At 72.3% G+C, this 15,012-nt stretch carries 16 protein-coding genes; 12 read left to right on the forward strand and 4 right to left on the reverse strand.

The annotated features are described in order from the left end of the window. Nucleotides 1-16: 16 nt before the first annotated feature. Nucleotides 17-994, forward strand: coding sequence for a zinc-binding dehydrogenase (locus J3P41_RS16725; RefSeq protein ID WP_210651630.1), 978 nt, complete (start codon nt 17-19; stop codon nt 992-994). 4 nt (nt 995-998) lie between these two features. Here J3P41_RS16725 and J3P41_RS16730 read toward each other — a convergent pair whose 3' ends face one another. Continuing rightward, on the reverse strand, nt 999-1,322 hold the full coding sequence (locus tag J3P41_RS16730) for a putative quinol monooxygenase (protein ID WP_210651632.1): 324 nt from the start codon (nt 1,320-1,322) through the stop codon (nt 999-1,001). Nucleotides 1,323-1,413: 91 nt separating this feature from the next. Between J3P41_RS16730 and J3P41_RS16735 the strand changes: the two genes are divergently transcribed. Continuing rightward, nucleotides 1,414-2,409, forward strand: coding sequence for a 5'-3' exonuclease H3TH domain-containing protein (locus tag J3P41_RS16735; RefSeq protein WP_210651634.1), 996 nt, complete (start codon nt 1,414-1,416; stop codon nt 2,407-2,409). Here J3P41_RS16735 and J3P41_RS16740 read toward each other — a convergent pair. Further along, complete coding sequence (locus J3P41_RS16740) at nt 2,401-2,709, reverse strand: MerR family transcriptional regulator (RefSeq protein WP_210651636.1); 309 nt, start codon at nt 2,707-2,709, stop codon at nt 2,401-2,403. The genes J3P41_RS16735 and J3P41_RS16740 overlap by 9 nt on opposite strands. Before the next feature lie 133 nt (nt 2,710-2,842). Between J3P41_RS16740 and J3P41_RS16745 the strand changes: the two genes are divergently transcribed. Continuing rightward, a complete protein-coding gene (locus J3P41_RS16745; protein WP_210651638.1) occupies nt 2,843-3,280 on the forward strand; it encodes an Hsp20/alpha crystallin family protein in 438 nt (145 codons plus the stop codon). Nucleotides 3,281-3,401: 121 nt separating this feature from the next. On the opposite strand, the gene J3P41_RS16750 is transcribed toward J3P41_RS16745, so the two are convergent. Both J3P41_RS16750 and J3P41_RS16755 read right to left on the reverse strand, forming a co-directional pair. Further along, nucleotides 3,402-4,073 carry a GPP34 family phosphoprotein gene (locus J3P41_RS16750; RefSeq protein WP_210651640.1) on the reverse strand — a complete coding sequence of 224 codons (672 nt, stop codon included), beginning with the start codon at nt 4,071-4,073 and terminating at the stop codon, nt 3,402-3,404. A 9-nt stretch (nt 4,074-4,082) separates the two neighbouring features. Continuing rightward, nucleotides 4,083-4,679 (reverse strand): hypothetical protein, encoded by a 597-nt coding sequence (locus J3P41_RS16755; protein WP_210651642.1) that lies wholly within the window; start codon nt 4,677-4,679, stop codon nt 4,083-4,085. 212 nt (nt 4,680-4,891) lie between these two features. Between J3P41_RS16755 and J3P41_RS16760 the strand changes: the two genes are divergently transcribed. The 9 genes from J3P41_RS16760 (at nt 4,892) to J3P41_RS16800 (ending at nt 15,004) form a co-directional block, all read left to right on the forward strand. Continuing rightward, nucleotides 4,892-6,940 carry a PhoX family phosphatase gene (locus tag J3P41_RS16760; RefSeq protein WP_210651643.1) on the forward strand — a complete coding sequence of 683 codons (2,049 nt, stop codon included), beginning with the start codon at nt 4,892-4,894 and terminating at the stop codon, nt 6,938-6,940. A gap of 136 nt (nt 6,941-7,076) precedes the next feature. Next, nucleotides 7,077-9,344 carry an esterase-like activity of phytase family protein gene (locus tag J3P41_RS16765; protein ID WP_210651644.1) on the forward strand — a complete coding sequence of 756 codons (2,268 nt, stop codon included), beginning with the start codon at nt 7,077-7,079 and terminating at the stop codon, nt 9,342-9,344. A gap of 31 nt (nt 9,345-9,375) precedes the next feature. Further along, entirely contained in the window at nt 9,376-10,731 is a 1,356-nt protein-coding gene (locus J3P41_RS16770) for an endonuclease/exonuclease/phosphatase family protein (RefSeq protein ID WP_210651645.1), read from the forward strand. A 267-nt stretch (nt 10,732-10,998) separates the two neighbouring features. Further along, a complete protein-coding gene (locus tag J3P41_RS16775) occupies nt 10,999-11,889 on the forward strand; it encodes a ferritin-like domain-containing protein (protein WP_246862355.1) in 891 nt (296 codons plus the stop codon). Beyond that, nucleotides 11,886-12,062 (forward strand): hypothetical protein, encoded by a 177-nt coding sequence (locus tag J3P41_RS16780; protein ID WP_210651649.1) that lies wholly within the window; start codon nt 11,886-11,888, stop codon nt 12,060-12,062. The genes J3P41_RS16775 and J3P41_RS16780 overlap by 4 nt, the downstream gene beginning before the upstream one ends. Nucleotides 12,063-12,130: 68 nt before the next feature. After that, nucleotides 12,131-12,565, forward strand: coding sequence for a twin-arginine translocase TatA/TatE family subunit (locus tag J3P41_RS16785; protein WP_210651651.1), 435 nt, complete (start codon nt 12,131-12,133; stop codon nt 12,563-12,565). After that, on the forward strand, nt 12,562-12,846 hold the full coding sequence (tatA, locus tag J3P41_RS19050; protein ID WP_210651653.1) for a Sec-independent protein translocase subunit TatA: 285 nt from the start codon (nt 12,562-12,564) through the stop codon (nt 12,844-12,846). The genes J3P41_RS16785 and tatA overlap by 4 nt, the downstream gene beginning before the upstream one ends. A gap of 11 nt (nt 12,847-12,857) precedes the next feature. After that, nucleotides 12,858-13,688, forward strand: a complete 831-nt coding sequence (gene tatC / locus J3P41_RS16795; protein WP_210651655.1) for a twin-arginine translocase subunit TatC — start codon at nt 12,858-12,860, stop codon at nt 13,686-13,688. Between the two features lie 2 nt (nt 13,689-13,690). Further along, the gene (locus J3P41_RS16800) at nt 13,691-15,004 is read left to right on the forward strand and encodes an Nramp family divalent metal transporter (RefSeq protein ID WP_307862044.1); all 1,314 of its coding nucleotides are present in this window, start codon (nt 13,691-13,693) and stop codon (nt 15,002-15,004) included. The last annotated feature ends 8 nt before the right edge of the window (nt 15,005-15,012 follow it).

Below are 15,012 nucleotides of genomic sequence, written 5' to 3' on the forward strand. Positions count from 1 at the left end.
CGACGAAAGGCAGTCCGTGCGCGCACTCGTCCAGCCCCGTTTCGGCGACCCCGCCGAGGTCCTCAGCGTCCAGGAGGTCCCCGACCCCGAGCCCGGTCCCGGCCAGGTTCTGGTGCGGGTCCTGCTCTCCCCCATCCACAACCACGACCTCTGGACCGCGCGCGGCAGCTACGGCTTCAAGCCGGAGATGCCGGCCCGCGCCGGCACCGAGGCGGTCGGCGTGGTCGAGAGGCTCGGCGACGGCGTCGACCACCTGCAGGTGGGTCAGCGGGTGGCGACGGGTGGCACCTTCGGCGCCTGGGCCGAGCTCATCGTCGCGCCGGCCGCCGCCCTGGTGCCGGTGCCCGACGGCATGGCGGACGAGGCGGCCGCGCAGCTGGTGTCCATGCCGTTCAGCGCCATCGCGCTGCTGGACTTCCTCGGACTCTCCGAGGGCGACTGGTGCGTGCAGAACGCCGCCAACGGAGCGGTCGGCCGCCTGGTCGCCCAGCTGGCACGCGCCCGCGGTGTCCACGTCCTGGGTCTCGTCCGCCGCGCCGAGGGTGTCGACGAGCTGGCCGAGCACGGCATCCGGGACGTCGTGGCGACCGACGACGACGCCTGGCGCGACCGAGTTCGTGAGATCGTCGGCGACGCCCCGCTCGTCGCCGGGGTCGACTCCGTCGGGGGCGCGGCCGCCGGCGACGTCGTGTCGCTGCTCGCCGAGGACGGGGTGCTGGTCGTCTTCGGCGCGATGGCCTCCCCCACCCTCGAGATCGCCTCGGGCGACGTCATCTTCAAGCAGGTCGTCGTCAAGGGCTTCTGGGGAAGCAAGGTCTTCGCGGCGATGGACCGCGACAAGCGCTCGAGGCTGATGGGCGAGCTCGCCGACGGCCTCGCCTCCGGGGCCCTGACGCTGCCGGTCGAGCGGGTCTACGCCCTGGACGAGATCGCCGACGCCGTCCGGGCCAACCAGGCGCCCGGGCGACGCGGCAAGGTCCTGCTGCGCCCCTGAGGGCTCAGTCGACCGCCATCTCGCCGAGCTCGGACCAGTCCGACTGCTCGACCGTCTGGCTGACGATGCGCGGCGTCGCGGCGAGGTACTGCGGAAGCTCCGCCTGGGCAGCCCTGAAGTGCTCGGACCCGACGTGCGCGGCGCCCGCGTCGCCGTCGCGGAAGGCCTCGACGAGGACGTACTCGTTGGGGTCGTCGAGGCTGCGCGACCAGTCGAACCACAGGCAGCCCTCCTCCGCCCGCGTGGCCTCGGTGAACGCGCGGGTGATCTCGGGCCACGCCTCGGCGTGCTCGGGGCGGACGGCGAACTTGGCGGTGATGAAGATCAAGGCGTCTCCTCGGGGGTCAGGCACGGACGGGACGGGCAGTCAGACCTTACGAGCACCCTGTGCGCGGGACACTAGGCTGGGGCCGATCCTCATGACTCCCACCGCCCCACGTGACCGCCGGCTGCTGCTCGTGGTGGACGCGCCGTCGCTGCTGCACCGCAACCACCACGCGCGCGCCCACACCGGCCTGCGGGATCGGCAGGGCCGCCCGATCTGGGCCCTGCACGGGATGCTCCGGCAGATCCTGGAGTCCATCGACTCGTTCGCACCGGACGCCGTGCTGTTCGGGCTGGACGACCGCACCGCGTCGCTGCGGCGCCAGGCCTACCCGGACTACAAGGCCGGCCGGGCCGAGAAGGACCCGCAGCTCGTCGACCAGCTGGACCGAGCCGCGGCCCTGCTCGACGCGCTCGGGCTGGCCACGCTGACGCCGGCCGGGCTCGAGGCCGACGACGTCAACGCGTCCGGCGCCACGTGGGCCGCTCGCCACGGCTGGGACTGCGTGATCATCACCTCCGACCGCGACGCGTTCGCCCACATCAGCCGCCACACCCGGGTGCTGCGGCTCATCGACGGCGGCATCCACGGCTCGCCCCTGCTCGACCCGGCCCGGCTGTTCAACATGTACGGCGTCCGCCCGGCCAACTACCTCGCGTTCGCCGCGCTGCGCGGCGACGCCAGCGACAACCTCCCCGGCGTGCAGGGCATCGGGGAGAAGACGGCCGCGATCCTGCTCGACGTGGCGGGCTCGATGGACGCGGCGTGGGCCGACATCGACCACGACGAGGGCCGCTCCCTCCTCGCCGCCATGGACGACTGGTCGGCGGAGACGGGCGGGCGCCGCATCGGCGCCACCGTCGTACGACGACTGTGCGCGCCCGGTGCGCGCGAGCGCTACGACTTCAACGTCGAGATGATGTCCGGTCGCGACGACCTCGACCTGGGGCTCACCCCCGACGTGCCGGGCTCCCGCGGCCTGCTGCCACTCGACCTGGACCGGGTGACGAAGGTGGTCGGGTTCCTCGACAACGACTTCACCACGGACTTCGCGGTGCGCGTGCTGACCGGCCGGCCGGCGTCAGGCTGACTCGGCCCGCCGGGTTCCCCCGGCGCCAGACTCGTCCGCCACCCGCTCGCGCAGCTCGGCCAGCTCGTCCTCCAGCTCGAGCACTCGAGCGACGCCGGCGAGGTTGAGCCCGTCGGCGAGCAGGTCGCGGATCCGCTCGAGCCGCGCCACGTCGTCGGCGCTGTACAGGCGCGTGCCTCCGGCGGTGCGGTCGGGACGCAGCAGCCCACGGCGCTCGTAGACCCGGAGGTTCTGGATCTCCATGGACACCATGGAGGCTGCCACCGAGATGGCGTACACGCCGTGGTCGCTCCGCGTCATGCCCGGTCCTCCTCTTCGTGAAATTTCCCTGCTGGAAGCCTTGATTCTGCCTGAAGCGTTGACTATAAGAAACCTGTAACAGCAAGTACAGGTCGTGGGCCACAGGCCCACCCGGCAGAACCAGGAGGAGACGATGCTGCTTCGCACGACGGACCCGTTCCGTGATCTCGACCGCCTCACCCAACAGCTGCTCGGCACGACCAACCGTCCCGCGGTGATGCCGATGGACGCCTGGCGCGAGGGCGACCGCTTCGTCATCGAGTTCGACCTGCCGGGCGTGAGCCCGGACAGCATCGACCTCGACGTCGAGCGCAACGTCCTGACCGTGCGTGCCGAGCGCGTGGCTCGCAACGGCGACTGGGAGGCACTGGCCTCCGAGCGGCCTCGCGGCGCCTTCAGCCGCCAGCTCGTGCTGGGCGACAACCTCGACCTCGACCGCATCGAGGCCGCCTACGCCGACGGTGTCCTGCGGCTGGTCGTGCCCGTCGCGGAGAAGGCGAAGCCCCGCAAGATCGAGATCGCCCAGGGCGGCTCAAGCCGGTCCGGCGAGCCGGCCGAGCTCACCGCCTGATCGCCCAGCTACCGACCGACCCGTCCACCCTGGCCGTGGTGGCCGCAGCCCTTGCGCAGTGAGCTGCGGCCCCCACGGCCCTTCCTTGCGCCCACCCGCACCCAGCGGGTGCCGATCGGGCTCACCCCGACGCGGCGCCGCCGGCGGCGATCGCCGGCAGGATCGCCGCCGTCATGATCGCGGTGTTCATCGCGGCGACCGCCTTGGCCACCGCCTCGCCGGCCGTGACGTCCTGCGAGACCTGCTCGATGCGCCGCTTCAGGTCGCGGTTGCCCAACGTGCCCTTCTCCTCGGCCAGCACCTTGGGCGCGACCCCCAGTCCCTGCAGGATCGCCAGCAGCGTGCTGTCCTCCGGTCGCGGCGTACCGCCCTGCAGCACCACCCGCAGCTGCTCGCGCACCCGGCGCTCGAGCTCCGGGTCGCGCACCGGATACTTCGCCGGCACCAGGCCGAGCGCTCGCTTCTCCTCGACCTCGATCACCCCGGCCGCGGCGAGCGCCTCCGCGAGTCGCGACTCGGCCGCCACCTTGCCGTCCGTCACCAGCGACGAGAGCCGCTTGCCGTCCCGCTCCTGCAGGCGGGCGAGCGCGGCGTCGAGCGCCGGGTGCCCGGTCCGGTCAGCAGCCAGGACCGTCATCCGCGGGTCCTTGTCGTCGCTCAACGTGATCCGCTCGGCGAGCACGAGGTCGGTGACCAGCGCGGCGGCGAGACCGTAGCCGCGCTGGGCCATCGCACTCTCGGGCTTGCCGTCATCGCGCCGCAGCAGCAGGAACAGGGACTCCGCGATCAGCATGCCGCCAGCCTAGACAGGATCGCCCTGGCGAAGGTCGAGGGAGAGCAGCCGCCCGGCCAGGGCGACGGCCGGCCCCAGCAGCAGGACGACGGCCAGCGTGCCGAACCCGACGGTCGCCCCGAGCAGCCAGCCCCCCAGCGCGCCGGCGCCCTGCACCAGGTTGTAGCTCCACCGGAAGGGCACGGGCGGGTCCCAGGCCAGCGCTGCCGCCTCGGCGGGACCGGCACCGGTGCGGCTCCCCAGGTACATCGCGATGCCCGCGGCCAGGACCGGGAAGGCGGCGGCGAGCAGGGCGAGCCGCACACCGAGCCCGTCCGGGGTGCCCAGCAGGCCGAGCACCACCGAGACGGTGACACCCACCAGCAGGACCTGCACGACCGTGCCCACGCCCGGGCGGACCCGGCGCAGTGCCGCCAGGGCCACCAGGACGACGCCCACGGCGAGGTTGACCACCCAGAAGTCGATCCCGGTCGCCATCGAGAGCCCGTTGACGAAGGTGGAGTAGCCGTCCGAGCCCAGGTCCGCCGCCAGGAGCAGCGCCACCCCGCTGCCGAGCACGAGGCAGCCAACGAGGAGCAGGGCCGTACGGCGGGGACTGGGGATCACGGCCCACAGCATGTCAGGGCCGCCGGGGTCGAAGCGCCGCGCGGCGCCTAACGCGGACGACCCGCGTCCGCAGCACGATTGTCGAGTCGTTCACTGGATGTCCACCTGCTGGCCTCCAACGGGGTCGAGCGGCGTACGAGAGTGGGCTGCGCATCCGGCGATCAGCACCGCTGGTCGCACCTGCCCCCGCACCCCCTCTACTCGGAGAAACGATGACCGACACGACCCCGCGGCCCCTGCTCCCCCTCCTGCCGATGGCGGGCCGCACCCACGGCAACCGGAGCGCGGTGACGTGCCACCTTCGGTGTGGCGACGCCTGCTTCGTCACCGCCCCGAACACCACCGAGACCTCCTACTTCCGCGACGTGGCGACACAGGCGCTGCGCCGTCGTACCGTCGTCGGCGCCGGCCTCACCGCCACCGCCCTCGGCGTGGTGTCCGCCTCCCCCGCAGCAGCGGGTCGCGGCCACGGCCACGGACACGGCAACGGGCACGGCCACGGCCACGGCCACCACCAGGACCTGGCCTTCGAGGCGATCGCCCCGGCCGCGGTGACGGTGGACGACGTCACGGTCCCGGCCGGCTACGAGTGGGACACGATCATCCGCTGGGGCGACCCGATCCTGCGCGGTGCGCCGACGTTCGACCCGGCGAACCAGACGCCGGAGGCCCAGGCCGGCCAGTTCGGCTACAACAACGACTACCTCGACATCATCGAGACCAACCGCCAGGGCACCCGGGCGCTGCTGGTGTGCAACCACGAGTACACCAACGAGGGCATCATGTTCCCCCCGGGGACCGACCCGGAGACGCTGATCCGCACCGCGTGGGCCGCCCACGGCATGTCGGTCGTCGAGCTCAAGCGGCGCCGACGCGGCGAGAAGTGGACGTACGTCCCCGGTGCCCGGCTCAACCGCCGGATCACCCTCGACACCCCGTTCGCCGTCGACGGCCCGGCCGCCGGCTCCGACCTGCTCAAGACCGCGGCCGACCCCACCGGCACCCGCGTGCTGGGCACCATGAACAACTGCGCCGGCGGGACGACGCCGTGGGGCACCGTGCTCTCGGGCGAGGAGAACTTCAACCAGTACTTCAAGGCCACCGGCACCGACCCCCGCGAGGCGCGCTACGGCCTGTCCGCCACGCAGGACGCGCGCAACTGGCGCTCGATCGACCCCCGGTGGGACGCCACGAACCCCGACTACGCCAACGAGCCCAACCGGTTCGGCTGGATCGTCGAGGTCGACCCGAGCGACCCGCGGTCCACGCCGGTCAAGCACACCGCGATGGGTCGCTTCAAGCACGAGGGCGCCAACGTCATCGTCAACCGCGACGGGCACGTCGTGGCCTACATGGGAGACGACGAGCGCTTCGACTACCTCTACCGGTTCGTCTCCCGCGACCGCATCCGCCGCGGCGACAGCTGGTGGGACCGCCGGCACAACAAGACCCTGCTCAGCGAGGGCGATCTGTCCGTCGCACGCTTCAGCGGTGACGGCCTCGAGGACGGCGTCAGCGACGGCACCGGCGAGTGGATCCCGCTCACCCGCGACGGGCAGTCGATGGTGCCGGGGTTCAGCATCGAGGAGGTGCTCGTCTTCACCCGCCTCGCCGCCGACGCCGTGATGCCGACCAAGATGGACCGCCCCGAGGACGTGCAGCCCAGCACGCACAACGGCCGCGTCTACGTCGCGTGCACCAACAACACCGACCGCGGCAAGGTGGGCAAGGAGGGGCCGACCGAGCCCAACCCGCGCGCGGCGAACAAGGACGGTCACGTCGTCGAGATCCTGCCGACGTACGGCGACCACACCCGGTCGACGTTCACCTGGAACCTGTTCCTCATTTGCGGCGACGCCGCCTCCGCCGGCACCTACTTCGGCGGCTGGACCGGCCCGGTCTCCCCGATCTCCTGCCCCGACAACGTGGCGTTCGACAGTCGCGGCAACCTGTGGGTCTCCACCGACGGCCAGCCCAGCGCGATCAAGGTCAGCGACGGCCTGTTCAAGGTGCCGGTGGAGGGCCCCGAGCGCGGTCGCGTCCAGCAGTTCCTCGCGGTGCCCTCGGGCGCCGAGACGTGCGGTCCGGTGATCCACGACCAGGACGGCTCCGTGTTCGTGGCGGTCCAGCACCCCGGCGAGGACGGCACCTGGGACGCGCCGCAGTCCCGGTTCCCGGACTTCGTCCCTGCCGGCACCGCTCCGATCCCCGGACAGTTCGCCGGACCGCGTCCGTCGGTCGTCCAGGTCACCCGCGACTGACCCCGCAGCACTCCTTCACCCGGCACCACCCCGTACGTCCGCTCATCCCGCACGAACCGGTGCGGGCCGCCCTTGCGGCGGCTCGCACCGGGACCTCTCCCTGCCCGGACCACTCGGAACCAGCCAAGGACCTGCCATGCCCCTTCCCGTCCGTCGTACGGCGCTGGCCAGCATCGCCGCGCTCGTCAGCCCCCTCCTCCTCGCCACTCCCAGCCACGCCGACCGGCCCGACGGCCACGGCAGCGACCGTGACCGCAACCGCTGGGTCGAGGTGCCGACCCTCGTCGGTCGCGCCACGATCGACGCCGACCACCTCGCGCCGGGCCCCCCGTCCGGTGCGCAGATGACGCCCGCCAACGGGCGTACCGGCCCGTTCCCCGGCCAGGTCGTGCCGGGCTTCTCCGCCATGCTGGACAACGGCGACGGCACGTTCTGGGCGATGCCCGACAACGGCTTCGGCACCAAGGCCAACTCGGCCGACTTCCTGCTGCGGATGTACGAGGTGCGCCCCGACTTCGAGGGCGACGACGGCGGGGACGGCTCGGTCGACATGCCGCGCTTCCTGTCGTTCCGCGACCCCGACCACAAGGTGCCGTTCCCGATCGTCCACGAGGACACCGCCGAGCGGCTGCTGACCGGCGCGGACTTCGACATCGAGTCGATCGTCCGGCTGCGCGACGGCAGCTTCCTGATCGGCGAGGAGTTCGGCCCCTTCGTGCTGCACGTCGACCGCAGCGGCAAGCTGCTCGATGCCCCTGTGCCCCTGCCTGGCGTGCAGTCGCCGCAGAACCCCTACCTCGACGGCGCGCAGCCGACGCTGCCGGCCAGCAAGGGGTTCGAGGCGATGGCCTTCGACGGCTCGCGCTACGCCTACCCGATCCTCGAGGGTGCCCTGACCGCGGAGACCGACCAGCGCGTACGCCGGATCCACCAGCTCGACACCAGGACGATGCGCTACACCGGCCGCACCTGGGTCTACCGCACCGTGGAGGCCGGCAACGTCGTCGGCGACGCGTTCATGACCGGCCGCGACAGCATGCTGGTCCTCGAGCGCGACAACTTCGGCGGCGCCCAGGCGGTGACCAAGCGCATCGTCGAGGTCGACCTCGACCGGACCGAGCCGGGCGGCCACCTCGTCGCCGAGCCCGTGCTCGACCTGCTCGACATCGCCAACCCCGACGGCATCGGCGCGGGCGGCGGCTACGGCACCGGGGACCCCTTCTCGTTCCCCTTCGTCTCCGACGAGACGGTGGTGCAGCTGCGCGACGGCAGCTTCGTGTTCACCAACGACAACAACTTCCCCGGCGACGACGCCCGCGTCGAGGGCGAGCCCGACGACATCGAGATCATCCGCGTCGAGCTGCGCCGCGAGCGGGTGCGCACCGGCGGTCCCACCGTCTTCGCCCACCGCGGGGCCTCCGGCTACCGCCCGGAGCACACCATCGCGGCCTACCAGCTCGCCGCCCAGCAATGCGCCGACTACGTCGAGCCCGACCTGGTGATGACCAAGGACGGCATCCTCGTCGCCCGGCACGAGCCCGAGATCGGCGGCACCACCGACGTGTCGGCCCGGCCGGAGTTCGCGGGCCGGCAGACCACCAAGCAGGTCGACGGTCGCCCGGTGACCGGATGGTTCGTCGAGGACTTCACCCTGGCCGAGCTCAAGACGCTGCGGGCCAAGGAGCGGCTGCCGCAGCTGCGTTCCGCCAACACCGCCTGGGACGGTCTCTACCAGGTCCCGACCCTCGACGAGGTGCTGACCTTCGCCCGGCGCACCGAGACCTGCGACGGCGAGCCCCTCGGCGTGATCCCGGAGATCAAGCACAGCACCTACCTCGCGCAGGCCGGGCTGGCCGCCGAGCGCCCGCTGCTGGAGGCGCTGGAGCGCAACGGCGTGCGTCCCGGTCGCACGCCGGCGATGATCCAGAGCTTCGAGGTCACCAACCTGCGCCGCCTGGACCCGATGACCCGCTTCGAGCTGGTCCAGCTCGTCGACTGCGCCGGCGCCCCCTACGACCAGGTGGCGGCCGGCACCGGAGTGACGTACGCCGACCTGGTGACCCGTCGCGGCATGCGGCAGGTGGCTCGCTACGCCGACGTCGTCGGCATGTGCAAGGACGTGATGATCCCGCGCCTGCCCGACGGCAGCCTGGGACGGCCGACGGAGGCCATCGGCAACGCGCACCGCGCCGGCCTGACGGTGACCGGCTGGACCTTCCGCCGGGAGAACTCCTTCCTGCCGTTGCAGTTCCGCTCCTCCACCGACCCGGCCGGCATCGGCGACCTGGCCGGCGAGATCCGCACGTTCCTGCGAGCGGGCATGGACGACTTCTTCACCGACAACCCCGACGTCGGCGCCGCGGTGGCCGCCTCCGCGGCGACCCACCCGCGCCGCTCGTCGTAGGTTGTCCAGACCCTCTCGGAAAGGCCTCCCCATGACCTCACGCCTGCGCACCACCCCGACCCGCGTGGCGCTGCTGCTCGGCACCACGCTCACCGCCACCCTGGCAGCCGCCAGCCTCGCCGCTCCGGCCGCCGTCTCCGCCGGGGGCCACGGACCCGGCCACGGGCACGGGCACGGACACGGCCACGGCCACGGCCACGGACCCGGCCACGGCTCCCAGGGCGGCGAGATCCGGTTCGCCACCTTCAACGCCTCGCTGAACCGCGCCACCGAGGGCGAGCTGGTCAGCGACCTGTCCACCCCCGACGACGTCCAGGCCGCGGCGGTCGCGGAGACCATCCAGCGCACGGAGCCCGACGTGCTGCTGATCAACGAGTTCGACTACGTCGAGGGTGGCCGGGCGGCCGAGCTGTTCCGCGACAACTACCTCGAGGTCGGCCAGCACGGCGCCGACCCGGTCGACTACCCGTACTACTTCGTCGCGCCGGCCAACACCGGCGTGCCCAGTGGGTTCGACCTGAACAACAACGGGGTGGTGGGCGAGCCCGGCACCCAGGCCGGTGGCGACGACTCGCTCGGCTTCGGCCTGTTCCCGGGCCAGTACGGCATGGTCGTCTACTCCAAGTACCCGATCCTGACCCGGGACGTCCGCACCTTCCAGCACTTCCTGTGGAAGGACATGCCCGGCGCCCTGCTCCCCGACGACCCGGCGACCGACGCGCCGGCCGACTGGTACTCGCCCGAGGAGCTCGACGTGCTCCGGCTCTCGTCGAAGTCGCACTGGGACGTGCCGATCGACGTGCCGGGCCGCAAGCCGGTGCACTTCCTCGTCTCGCACCCCACGCCGCCCAGCTTCGACGGCGCGGAGGACCGCAACGGCACCCGCAACCACGACGAGATCCGGTTCTGGGCCGACTACGTCACCGGAGGCCGCGCGGCGTCGTACATCTACGACGACGCCGGCGAGCGCGGCGGCCTCGACCGGGGCGAGCACTTCGTCGTCGCCGGCGACCAGAACGCCGACCCCTACGACGGCGACTCCGTGGACGCGGCGATCACCCAGCTGATCGATTACCCGCGCATCCAGGACCCGCACCCGCGGTCCACCGGCGCGGTCGAGCAGGCCGACCTGCAGGGCGGCGCCAACCTCACGCACTCCGGTCCGGACGCGGAGGACACCGCCGACTTCGCCGACACCACCCCCGGCAACCTGCGGGTGGACTACGTGCTGCCGAGCCGGACGCTGAAGGTGCGCGACACCGGCGTCTTCTGGCTTCCGACGCGCCACCCGCTGTTCGCGCGCCTGGTGGGCGTCTACCCGTTCCCGGTCAGCGACCACCGCCTGGTGTGGCTCGACGTGCGGACGCCTGCACGTCACCGCCGCTGATCGACGCAGCACCACCGGCCGGCCGGCACCTCCGGGTGCCGGCCGGCCTCGTGCTGTCCCTCCGCCGCTCCTGGCACACGCCGACCCCCTTACCCCCAGGGGTGTGATCGGGACGTCCCTCCAATCCGGGACCCGCCGCGCGCCGAATGGCCTAGGTCACACCAGTCGAGCCAGAGCCTCGGCGGGGCCGCCAGAGGCTGGGCGACCTTGAACGCACAGCGACACCCGGATGGAGTACGCATGTTCGGCAAGGCAGTAGTCACAGACATGATCAACCGCAGCGCGGAGAACGAGACGGACCGCCGCTTGTTCCTCAAGTCGGCCGGTGTCGCCGGTCTCGGCGTCGTCGGCGCCGGAGCGCTCGGCACCATGAGCGCCGCTCCCGCGCAGGCGGCGGCGATCAGCGACGGCGCCGTCCTCAACTTCGCGCTGAACCTCGAGTACCTCGAGGCGGAGTTCTACTCCTACGCGTTCTACGGCCGCGGCATCGACGACAAGCTGACGTCGGGCAAGGGCAAGAAGGGCGGCGTGGTCGGCGGCAAGAAGGTCCCGTTCCAGACGCCGGCGATCTACAACTACGCCAAGGAGATCGCGTGGGACGAGCTGCACCACGTGCAGTTCCTCCGCAAGGCGCTCGGCGGCGCCAAGGTCGCCCGACCGGCGATCGACCTGCAGAGCAGCTTCACCGCCGCGGCGACGGCGGCCGGACTGATCCAGCCCGGCCAGACCTTCGACCCGTTCGCCAACGAGAACAACTTCCTGCTGGCGGCGTACCTGTTCGAGGACGTCGGCGTCACGGCCTACAAGGGCGCGGCCCCGCTCATCTCCAACAAGACCTACCTCGAGGCGGCCGCCGGCATCCTGGCCGTCGAGGCGTACCACGCCGGTCTCGTCCGCTCGGCCCTCTACTCCAAGGACCTGCAGGACGCGGCGCGGGCCATCTCGAACGCCCGCGACAGCCTGGACGGCACGGGCAACCGGGACCAGCCCATCGGCAACGCGACCTCCGCCAACATCACGCCCGTCGACGGCAACGGCATCGCCTTCAGCCGCTCGGCCGGTGAGGTGCTCAACGTGGTCTACCTCAACCCGAAGTCGGTCACCAAGGGCGGCTTCTTCCCCCAGGGCGTCAACGGCGTCATCCGCAAGAGCGCGTGATCGTCGTGCCGACGATCGAGCTGGTCGGGATGCTGCTGCTCGGCCTCGTGGTGCTCCGCGCCGCGTGGCTGGCGACGCACCCGGCCGTGCACCACGCCGCGCTGCGGCCGGCTCGCTGGTCGCGCGAGGTCGACCGCGTGCTGCACGGACACCACCCGCAGCACCGGGCGTGACCGCTCCAGGTGGCCTGGACACCCCCGTGGTGTCCGGGCCACCTCGGACCGGCTGAGAGGAGAACCCCATGTTCGGCATCGGACTGCCCGAGCTCGCCGTCATCGCCTTCTTCGGCGTGGTGCTGCTCGGGCCTGACAAGCTCCCCGGGCTGGCCAAGCAGCTAGCCCACGGCATCAAGGCGGCCAAGCGCATGGGTGACTCCGTGCGCGACGACCTCCGCACCTCGCTCGGCGAGGAGTACGCCGACCTCGAGCTGCGCGACCTCCACCCGCGCGAGCTCGTGCGGCGCCAGGTCCGCGAGGCGCTCGACGAGCGCGACGCGGAGGGCACCGACGCGGACGGCGACCTCGCGCACGAGGAGCTCGAGGACGACGAGGACGACGAGGACGAGGTCGACGAGGTCGACGGGCTCCACGTCACCGCAGCACGGCACGACCCCGCCGCCGCCGGCGTCGGAGACGCAGGAGCGGTCCCGCTCCGCGACGAGAGGAAGACCGCATGACCACCACCACATCCCTGCTGATCGGCGGGTTGGGCGGCATGGAGCTGCTCATCATCCTGGCCGTGCTGGTCCTGCTCTTCGGGGCCACCAAGCTGCCCGAGCTGGCCCGTGGCACCGGCCAGGCGCTGCGCATCTTCAAGGCCGAGACCAAGGCCCTGAGCGACGACGACCGGCCCGCGCCGGCCGCGGGCGCAGCCCAGCCCGTCGCGCAGCCCGTCGCCCCGCCCGTCGCGCAGCCCGTCGTGGAGGCGCCGCACGACCGGGACGCCGCGCGCGGCTGAGGGGGACGGCCATGTCCATCGCCACCGTCGTCGACGTCCTGCGGGGCCCGGCCGCCGGGCCGGGAGTCGTCCCGGGCCGGATGTCGCTGGCCGACCACCTCCGCGAGCTGCGCGCCAGGCTGATCCGCTCGGCGCTGGTCCTGGTGGTCGCCTTCGGCGTCGCCCTGCTGTTCTTCGACCCGCTGCTGGCGCTGGTGCTGGGACCGTACAACCAGGCCCGCGACCTCGTCGGAGCCGACACCCGGACCACGGCGTACGTCGCCGGCGCCACCGGTCCCCTCATGCTGCACCTGAAGCTCTGCGGGACGGCGGCAGTGATCGCGTCCAGCCCCTACTGGCTCTACCAGGCCTGGGCGTTCGTGGTCCCGGGCCTGCTGCCCCGCGAGCGACGGTGGTCGCGGGTCTTCGCCGCGGTCGCCGGCCCGCTGTTCATCGGCGGCGTGGCGCTGGGCTACTACGTGCTGCCCAAGGGGCTGGGCGTGCTCATCGGCTTCACGCCCGACGGCATGGAGAACCTCGTCGAGTTCGGCGAGTACTTCTCGTTCTTCAGCCGGATGCTCCTGGTCTTCGGCGTCGCGGTAGAGCTGCCGTTCTTCCTGGTGCTGCTCAACCTCGCCGGCGCCGTGACCGGCGCGCAGCTCGGACGGCACCGCACGATCATCCTGATGGCGACCGTCGTGTTCGCCGCGATCGCGACGCCGTCCACCGACCCGTTCAGCATGCTGATGCTCGCCGTGCCGATGATGGTGCTGTTCGGGCTCGCAGAGGTCGTCACCCGCACCGTGGACCGGCAACGGGCGCGCCGCGCGCTCCCGCGAGACCTGGGCATCTCGGAGGTCTGAGGGTGTTCCAGTCCAAGCGCTTCGCCGCTCCCCCGCCGCGCCGCCCGCTCACCGGCGCGATCCCGGACCTCACCGCCGACGTGCCGGTGGGTCCGGGCGGCTCGGGCGGGCCGGGAGTGTCACGCCGCGCCCGGACGTGGCCGCTGCTGGGCCCCGCGTTCGTGACCGCGGTGGCGTACGTCGACCCGGGCAACTTCGCGACCAACATCGCCGCCGGGTCGGGCTACGGCTACCTGCTGGTGTGGGTGGTGGTGGTCAGCAACGTGATGGCGATGCTCATCCAGTACCTGTCGGCGAAGGCGGGCGTGGCGACCGGGATGAGCCTGCCCGCCCTGTGCCGGGCCCACCTGCCGCGCCCGGTCGTGCGCGGGCTGTGGGGCCAGGCCGAGCTGGTGGCGATCGCCACCGACCTGGCCGAGGTCGTCGGCGGTGCACTCGCGCTCAAGCTGCTCTTCGACCTCCCGCTGCTCGCCGGCGGCGCCATCACCGCCGCGGTGGCCTTCGCCCTGCTCGGCCTCAAGGGTCGCGACCACCGGCACTTCGAGACCGTGATCACCGGCCTGCTGGGGGTGATCCTGGTGGGCTTCGTGTACGACGTGGCCGTCAGCGGCGTCGACTCGGTGGCGGTGCTGGACGGCACCCTGCCGCGCTTCGCCGACGCCGACAGCGTGATGCTGGCGGCCGGGATGCTGGGCGCCACGGTCATGCCGCACGCGATCTACCTCCACAGCGCCCTCACCAGCGAGCGGCTGCGCCCGCGCAGCGACGCCGAGCGCCGCACGGTCATGCGAAGCCAGCGCGTGGACGTCGTCGGCGCCATGACCGTGGCGGGCCTGATGAACCTCTCCCTCCTCCTCGTGGCCGCGGCGGCCCTGTCGGGTCAGGGCATCGACACCATCGAGGGCGCGCACGCCGGGCTCGGCGCGTCCCTCGGCCAGGCGTCCGCGCTGTTGTTCGCGCTCGGGCTGCTGGCGTCGGGGTTCGCGTCCAGCAGCGTCGGGACGCTGTCGGGGCAGGTCATCATGGAGGGGTTCGTGCGACGTCGCGTCCCGCTGGCGGCCCGGCGGCTGGTCACCCTGCTCCCGGCCGTCGTGGTGCTGGCGATCGGCGTCGACCCGACCCAGGCACTCGTCGCCTCCCAGGTCGTGCTGTCCTTCGGCATCCCCTTCGCGCTGGTGCCGCTGGTGTGGTTCACCGCGCGTCGCGACGTGATGGGCACGCTGGTCAACCGCAAGGTCACGACGGGCGCCGGGGTGCTGGTCGCGGCGGCGATCGTCGTCCTCAACGTCGTGCTGCTGGTGCAGCTGGCCGCCTGAGCGTGGCG

Source organism: Nocardioides sp. SYSU D00065 (assembly GCF_017916425.1).
Classification (GTDB): Bacteria; Actinomycetota; Actinomycetes; order Propionibacteriales; family Nocardioidaceae; genus Nocardioides.